Annotated in this window: 9 protein-coding genes; 8 read left to right on the top strand and 1 reads right to left on the bottom strand. The window is 57.5% G+C overall.

Annotated features, from left to right (window positions below; genetic code table 11):
• From AC6RA8_RS19635 to AC6RA8_RS19615, 5 genes are all read left to right on the top strand, one after another.
• Nucleotides 1-804: putative nucleotidyltransferase substrate binding domain-containing protein (locus AC6RA8_RS19635; protein WP_500355089.1), on the top strand; the 804-nt coding region annotated here is incomplete at its 5' end.
• A gap of 3 nt (nucleotides 805-807) precedes the next feature.
• The gene (locus AC6RA8_RS19630) at nucleotides 808-1326 is read left to right on the top strand and encodes a hypothetical protein (protein WP_500355085.1); all 519 of its coding nucleotides are present in this window, start codon (nucleotides 808-810) and stop codon (nucleotides 1324-1326) included.
• A 1-nt stretch (nucleotide 1327) separates the two neighbouring features.
• Nucleotides 1328-2737, top strand: coding sequence for a 3'-5' exonuclease (locus tag AC6RA8_RS19625; protein ID WP_500355084.1), 1410 nt, complete (start codon nucleotides 1328-1330; stop codon nucleotides 2735-2737).
• 63 nt (nucleotides 2738-2800) lie between these two features.
• Nucleotides 2801-3070, top strand: coding sequence for a type II toxin-antitoxin system ParD family antitoxin (locus AC6RA8_RS19620; RefSeq protein ID WP_500355082.1), 270 nt, complete (start codon nucleotides 2801-2803; stop codon nucleotides 3068-3070).
• On the top strand, nucleotides 3054-3413 hold the full coding sequence (locus AC6RA8_RS19615) for a type II toxin-antitoxin system RelE/ParE family toxin (RefSeq protein WP_500355080.1): 360 nt from the start codon (nucleotides 3054-3056) through the stop codon (nucleotides 3411-3413). Before AC6RA8_RS19620 ends, AC6RA8_RS19615 begins: the two co-directional genes overlap by 17 nt.
• A 112-nt stretch (nucleotides 3414-3525) precedes the next feature.
• Here the strand turns inward: AC6RA8_RS19615 and AC6RA8_RS19610 are convergent, their stop codons facing one another.
• Nucleotides 3526-4179, bottom strand: a complete 654-nt coding sequence (locus AC6RA8_RS19610) for a hypothetical protein (protein WP_500355078.1) — start codon at nucleotides 4177-4179, stop codon at nucleotides 3526-3528.
• A 92-nt stretch (nucleotides 4180-4271) separates the two neighbouring features.
• On the opposite strand from AC6RA8_RS19610, the gene AC6RA8_RS19605 reads away from it, so the two are divergent.
• From AC6RA8_RS19605 to AC6RA8_RS19595, 3 genes are all read left to right on the top strand, one after another.
• Nucleotides 4272-5336 carry a P-loop NTPase family protein gene (locus AC6RA8_RS19605; protein ID WP_500355076.1) on the top strand — a complete coding sequence of 355 codons (1065 nt, stop codon included), beginning with the start codon at nucleotides 4272-4274 and terminating at the stop codon, nucleotides 5334-5336.
• Complete coding sequence (locus AC6RA8_RS19600; protein ID WP_500355074.1) at nucleotides 5333-6853, top strand: ABC transporter transmembrane domain-containing protein; 1521 nt, start codon at nucleotides 5333-5335, stop codon at nucleotides 6851-6853. Before AC6RA8_RS19605 ends, AC6RA8_RS19600 begins: the two co-directional genes overlap by 4 nt.
• Nucleotides 6854-6865: 12 nt before the next feature.
• On the top strand, nucleotides 6866-7785 hold a 920-nt coding region (locus AC6RA8_RS19595; RefSeq protein ID WP_500355072.1), incomplete at its 3' end, for a HAMP domain-containing protein.

Below are 7785 nucleotides of genomic sequence, written 5' to 3'. Positions count from 1 at the left end.
GGGTCACAAGGGCGGCGAGAGCAGGCTGGCGTGTCCGATCAGGACAACTGTTTGATCCTGTCTGATGACGCAACCGAAGCTGAGCTGCCTTACTTTGCGAAGCTGGCGCAGTTTGTCAGCGATGGTCTGAACACTTGCGGTTATGTCTACTGCCCCGGTGATATGATGGCGACCAACCCGCGCTGGTGTCAGCCGCTGTCGGTGTGGCGTGCCTATTTCAACGGGTGGATTGCCAAGCCCAACCCGGAGGCGCAGATGCTGGCTTCGGTCATGTTTGATCTGCGACCCATTGGTGGCGACGAAAGCCTGTTTGCCGATCTGCAGGCCGAGACATTGGCGAAGGCCTCGCGCAACTCGATCTTCGTGGCCCATCTGGTGGCCAATTCGCTGAAACATCACCCGCCCTTGGGGATGCTGCGCGGGCTTGCAACCATACGTTCAGGCGAGCATCGCAACCGGTTGGATCTGAAGCACAATGGAGTGGTGCCGGTGGTCGATCTGGGCCGCGTCTATGCGTTGCAGGGGCAGTTGACGGCAGTGAACACCCGGGCGAGGCTAGAAGCGGCGATGGCAGCGGGTGGTCTGTCGGCCACTGGTGGGGCGGATCTGCTGGATGCCTATGATCTGATTGCCACCACCCGGTTGGAGCATCAGGCCGCGCAGGTGAAAGCGGGGCAGGGGCCGGACAACTATCTGTCGCCGGCCACTCTGTCTGACTTTGAGCGCAGTCACTTGCGGGACGCGTTTGTGGTGGTCAAAACCATGCAGTCCGCCATTGGCACGGGTAAGGGAGCGCTGGGATAGCCCATGTTTGTTGAATTGATTGCAACCATTGTCGCCGGGATCGGCTGTGCCGGCATCGTCATGGTGCTGAACATCGCGTTCGGCAGGCGCCTGCCCAAATGGCTGATGCCCGTCGCGGCAGGTGCAGGGATGATCGGCATGACCATTTCCAATGAATACACATGGTTCGGACGTACGGCAGAGAGGCTGCCTGAGGGTGTCGAGATTGCCATGACGGTGGATGAACAGAGCTGGCTGCGACCTTGGACGCAAGCCTATCCCTATACAAAACGGTTTGTTGCGGTGGACGTGGCGAACCTGCGCCGGAATGAGGCGCAGCCGGATCAGCGGTTGGTGGATTTGTACTTCTTTGGCCGTTGGTCGCCCGTTAACCAGACGCCGCTTTTGCTGGATTGCGCGGGTGCACGGTCTGCGGTGCTGATTGACGGGGCAGAGTTTGCCGCGGACGGATCGGTTGCTGACGCCGACTGGCAGGTGATGCCCGGTGACAATCCAGTTCTGACGATGGTGTGCGAGACCTGACATGTTGACCCGCCTTTCCCTGCGCTTGCGGATTTTCCTGTTTTTCTGCGCTTTGGCAGCAGGTGGGGTCGGGCTCGCAGCAGGGGCGCTATATTTCGGTTGGGCACGGGCAGAGCCCGCTTTGCCAACCGGGCCATTTGTAACGGCCTTTGTCCTCTTTGCATTTCTCAACACTGGATTGGCTGTCGTGGTCTGGCTGTTGTTCGATGAGAATGTTGCCAAGCCGATCAACACGCTTGCAGCCGACCTGCGGCTGCGGGCGCATTCCGGTGTGGAGTCAGAGTTGGATTTGGATGCGGCCCGCTATCTTGGGGATCTTGCCCCGGCCGCACAGGCCGTGTCGCACACGCTCAGTTCGAGCGTCATGGACACTGCATCTGCCGTGGCCAGCGAGACTGCGCGACTGCAGGCAGAGGCCGAACGTCTGACCGCTCTACTAACCGAGATTCCCGTTGCTACGATCATGGTGAATGAGCGTATGGGGATCGTTCTGTACGACGGGCAGGCGGCAGACATCTTGTCTGGCATTGCGCCGCCGCGGCTTAAGGCGCCTTTGGTCGACTACTTCTATGCGGCTGATCTGGGACGGGCGAAGTCCACGTTGAACCAGACGGGTGCCGAGGTGGCGTTTGATCTGCGGGACAAGGATGCAACAACGACATTCGAGGCGAAGCTGAAGCCGCTGGATGGGGCAGGGTACATGCTGCTGATCGACATGCCCGAGGTGCCGTTGACGCCCACCGAGGCGCGCCCATTGGTCTATGATTTTGACCTGCTGAATGCCGGTGATGGCGCAGACATGCAGGACACGGCCTTGTCGGAGCTTTGTTTTGTTGCGTTCGATTCAGAAACAACAGGTCTGTCTACTGAAAAGGACGACGTGGTGCAGTTGGGGGCGGTCCGTGTTTTGAATGGACGGATTGTCGAAGGCGAGGTGCTGGACAGCTATGTCGATCCTGGCCGTCCAATCCCGCCTGCATCAACAGCGGTGCACAATGTGTCGGATGCCCATGTTACGGGTGCGCCAGACTTCGCCACGGCTGGCTGCGCGTTGCACGGGTTCTGCCAGGACGCGGTTCTGGTCGCGCACAACGCGCCATTTGATTTGGCTTTTTTGCGCCGCGCCGAAGGGCAGATGGGGGTGACATGGGATCATCCCGTTTTGGACACGGTTTTTTTGTCCGCGATTGTCTTTGGCACGACTGCAGAACACACGCTGGATGCGCTGTGTGAGCGACTTGAAATCGTCATTCCAAACGACCTGCGACACACGGCTTTGGGAGATGCGCAGGTGACGGCAGAAGCATTGGTCAAGTTGATCCCGCTTCTGGAAGGGAAAGGGCTGCGCCAACTTTCAGATGTGATTGCTGAAAGCAAGAAACATGGACGGCTGCTGCAGGATTTGAACTGAGGCATCACTTGCACCAGATCATTCCATCCCTTTATACTACTGAGTAGCAATGGGAGACATGCAATGTCTGTGAAAGCATCTGTATCAATCACGGATCAACAGGATGAGTTCACCCGCAAATTGGTAGCAGACGGGCAATATGCCAGCGTCAGCGCGGTTGTGCAGCGGGGTCTTGAACTCGTCCGGTCCGAGAAAGAGCGTGAAGCGGCAGAGCTGGCTGCACTACAGGCCTTTTTCGCCGAGCGGGCAGCAGGGACATTTGTTTCGGCGGATGAAGGGCGCGCCCGAACCGAGGACATGATCGCGGCAAAAACTCGTGCCCTCCGGGTTTAGGGTTCTACGCAGCACAGCCTGTGACGCGGATATCGAGGTCATCTTTGATCACCTGTTCCAATCGTACCGCGATCTTGGCGAACCGATTGAGGATGCCTTAAACCGTGCGGCCAGCCGCGTGCGCGGTGTTGAGGATGCACTGGCCCGTCTGGGCGATGTTCCGTTCCAGGGCACGCTGGTGCCGCAGATCATGGATGGGCTGCGGCATGTGACAAAGGATAACGCAGTCTTCTACTTTATCGCGGACGCGGACCTGATGGAGGTGCGTGTTCTAGGCATCTTCTTTGGTGGTCAAAACCATCGGTCGCATATCTTGCAGCGGATCGTTAAAACTATCCCGTAATACAGATTATGTTAGTATTTCGGGCGATCATCGCCTTGATTTTGCGAATAGTTGCGGAAAATCGCCTGATTGTATCCAAGATGTGAGGCATCGTAATTTGTTCATCTGGCGTTCATCTTTGGTAGTGGCTAACGTTCATCCACACATGCAACTTACTACTGCTTTTGGGGCATACTCTGCATGTAACGCAGGTAGTATCGGGCGTAGTATGGTGTACAGAACCAGCAAGGACGCAGATGGCGTTGCCGCCATTGCGGCGGCGAACGGATCGGTTCGCCCACGCAGGCTTCCAAAGAGCCTGCTTTTTGCGGCTGTTGTTAGTTTCGCGGCGTCTTCGGCGGCACTTTGTCAATCGGCGAGTTTCCGGTCTGTCGATACCAATTCGGACGGAATGCTCAGCTTTGACGAATTGGTAGCGGCCTTTGGGCGCGACGGTGCCAGACAACTGATGCGGACCACCGATCACAACGGTGACAACAGACTCACCATTGGCGAGATTCGAAGAGGCGCCCGCGATGAACCCGAACGGGGAACAAGCAATGGTGGTTCCGACGACGATGATGATGATGACGATGACGACGATGATCGGGATGAAAGAGACGATGACGATGATAACGGCGGCGACAGCGACGGAGGAGGTGGAGACGGCGATGGCGACGGCGGTGATGATGGCGGAGACGATGATGACTAGGGCCACAATCCCAGCGCCATTCGTTGCGGACAATCTGATCCGGTGAACGTGAGCGTTCATCTTGCGTTCATCCACATTTCCGGCAGCGGTTCATTTATCTGCCGGACGGCCATCATCCAGGTGGGAGAAACAACGGTCATTCAAACGCTACACCACGGAGCAAACCAATGACCAAGATTTATCCCTTGACCCCCGACCTCTGCGAGATCGCGAAATGGGCGTTCACAACGCGGCGCGTTGATCGCAGCGACGTCCGGGGTCTGTCCGTCAGCTTTCAAACAGCCAAGGCTGGCGATCTGATGCTCTGCGAAATCGTGGAAATCGGCCAACACAAGAAACTGCAACTGGCAGAACGGCGTGTGTCTCTGAGCTATCCCGGAGATCTGGTCGTTTTGTGTCTGGGTGATCGCTATGCGCCTGATCAATTTTTGGCAAGTGCCGTCATTGATGACGACCTGATCGATCTGGTTGCAGGTGGCGGTGTTGCCGGGCGCATCGATGCAGCGCATGATTTTATGGACGACGCCACCCGGTTGAAGCCACTTGGCCTGCTGACAGGCGAACAGGGTCGCGTGATGAATGTCGCGGACTATGCACTACCGCCCCTGCCTGCGAATGACCGCGTGACGGTGATTGGGGTTTTCGGTGCCTCGATGAACTCGGGCAAGACCACCGCCGCCTCAAGCCTTGCTCACGGGCTGATGCGGTCCGGGTATTCGGTGGCAGGTGTCAAAGCCACGGGCACGGGCGCTTTTGGTGACTTCAACAGTTTTGAGGATGGTGGTGCCCCTGCTCTCGACTTTACCGATGTTGGCATGGCGACCACCTTCCGCAGGCCGCTTGATCAAATCGAGCAGGGTTTTGACACGCTGGTCAGTACCGCAGCTGCGCGCGGTGCCGAGGTGGTTGTCGTCGAAATCGCGGACGGCGTGTTCCAGCAGGAAACGCGCGACATTCTGAAGGCCTCGCAAATCCGCGATCGTCTGGATGGTATCCTGTTTGCTGCCCCCGACGCGCTGAGTGCACTGGGTGGCGTGATGGTGCTTGAGCGCCTGCAGCTTACGCCCTTTGCAGTGTCGGGAATGGTGAGCTGCTCTCCGCTCGCAACCGCAGAAGCGGCCGAGGTGACCGGCTTGCCCATTCTGTCGCGTGAAGATCTGTGGTCGCCTGAAGCAATTGCACTGCATGTCGCGCCGTTGATGCGCCGCGACCATGAAGGTGTGGCGGCATGACTGCCCTTCCCGCAATAACGTCTCAGGACCGCGTCATCGATGCGGTCCTGATCATATCACTCGCCATTGTTCAGGCGATTGCGCTTGCCGTGGGTGCCTTTGCCACGCGCGATGCCTTCATGGCACTTCATTCACAGCAGTCATTACCCATGCAGACAGTTGCTGAACTGGGGGCCGCCGGACTGGTTGCAGCTATGTGCCATTTGTTTGCACGCAGGCGTGCCGAGGCATTGGGGCAGAGCTATGCCATCGCACTCCGTCGTGCTCTGTATTCTCAGATCGCCCGCCTTCCGAAGGCGCGTCACGAGGAGCGTCGAGTCGGCGCATTGTCCCTTCGCTTTGTTGGTGACCTGGCGGCCGCCCGCCTTTGGTTCGGACGTGGTCTGCCCGATGTATTGTCTGCAATCATTGTTTTGCCTGGTGCCATATGGATTCTGTTCAGCCTCAATCCAGCCCTGGCCGGAACCGGGCTTGTTCCGCTTGGCCTTGCGCTGGCGATCATGTGCATCACGGCCTGGCACCTGGAACAGCGCCACCGCAAGCTGAGAAAGCGTCGTGCCAATATTGCAATTTCGATGATCGAACGTATTGCGATTGCGCCCGAACTGGACCTCATGGGACGCACAAACATGGAACTGCGCGCCCTCGACGAAAAGGGCGCGGCGCTGAAGGGGGATGCGGTTTCACGCCGCGGACGCACTGCTGGACTGCAGGCTTTGCTCATGGTCGGGACGGCATTGTCCGGTCTTCTCATGCTTTGGTTGGCTGGTCAGAATGGTGTTGCACCCGCAACTGCCGCGGCATGCATGTCGGTCCTCGCCATTGTTGCGCTGCCTTTGCAGGACCTCGCCGCATCATGGGACCGCTATTGTGCGTGGTATGTCGCGCGGGAAAAGGCACAACGGTTGTTGGACGAACCGACAGTCAAACGGCGGTCAAAACCCAAGAGCGAGCCCATCTCGGTCACTTTAGAAGGCGAAATAAACGGCCAGACCATCGCCTTCTCCGCCGACGCTGGGCAAGTAACTTGTCTGGAAGGATTACATGCGAGCGTTTGCGCACGGTTGATTGCGGGTTTGGATAAGCACGGCACCGTAGACGTTCGTTTTGGTAGTCAAGACACGCGCTTGCCAAAGATTGTCTATATCGGTGACGAGCATATCGGTTTGCAAGGCAGCCTGAGACGGTCTGTGACCCTCGGTGCGCCAAAGCGTCCAAGGGATGGTGTGATCCGACAGGTGCTTGCCGCATTCGACTTGAATGAGATGCTGGATGGATCGGGCGGCCTTGATCAACGCCTTGCAGAGAATGGCAAGAACCTGACGGCTGGGCAAACGTTGCGCCTGGACCTTGCGCGCGCGGTCCTTGGGCAGGCTGACGTCGTTGTCATTTCATCACTGCGTTGGACCGCAGACCCGGACCGCAACAGGCTTCTTGACACGCTGCGGCACCAGACCCGGGCAACCGTAATACTCGCGCAACCAACAACAAACGCTTGCAAAGCGACTTCGTACTAAAGGGACTACAAGATGCGCTCTACTACCCTTTTTGGCGTATACGCCGCCGTCATTGTTTTACTCCTTGGCGCATTTGCCGGTCTGACTCTTTACTCTGTGGAAAAGTCGCGCTGGTGGGATGCACGGACGCAACTGGCCCAGGAATCGCGGGCACTCCACCTCAGACTTGAAGCGGATGTTTTTCGGCTTTTCAAACAGCATGGCGATGCACTTCTGATTGGCGACCGCGATGGCGGGGAACTGGAAGCAGAACTGCGTGTGAAAATTGCCGACACACTTGTCGAGATTCGAAAGACCATCGGACGTGAAATTCAGTTGATCGGAGACGAGGAGATCGAAGAGCTCGACGTCCTGAACGAGATTGAAGAGGAAGTTCAGTCGATCAATGCCGCAATCGCGACGCTGACCGAGGCTGGTGATCCGATCGACACATTTCTGCAGATCGAGCGTCTGGCTGGTTTGTTGGATGACGCTATCGACATTGAACTGGACCGCAAGATACAGGCTGCAGTCGATGAAGAGCTGGAAGAAGTACAGGAGGTTCTGGCAGACGCCGATGCGTTCCGCACGTGGAATGAGCAGCTTGTATATGGTCTGTTGTTTGCGCTGATTGTTTTGCTGATTGTCGGCGCAATTTCGTTCAATGGCCAAATCCGACTTCCGCTCATTCGTTTGCAGCAAAGCATCAAACGCTTGCGCAACGGTGACTATTCAGGGTCTGTCCAACTGGGTGGCAGCCGCGAGTTTCGCGAACTGGGTGTCATCCTGAACAGTATGGGTGAGGCCGTGGCGAAACGGGAAGCCAGTCGCGCGGAACAGAAAGCGCGGCTTGAGGAACTTGTCGCTGCGCGCACGGCTGAACTTCAGAAGATGATCGACAAACTGGAGCTGGGTGAAGAAAACCGAAAGCGGTTGATGGCTGATATAAGCCA

Source organism: Tateyamaria sp. (genome assembly GCF_059783535.1).
This window is presented reverse-complemented; position numbering and strand designations above follow the sequence as displayed.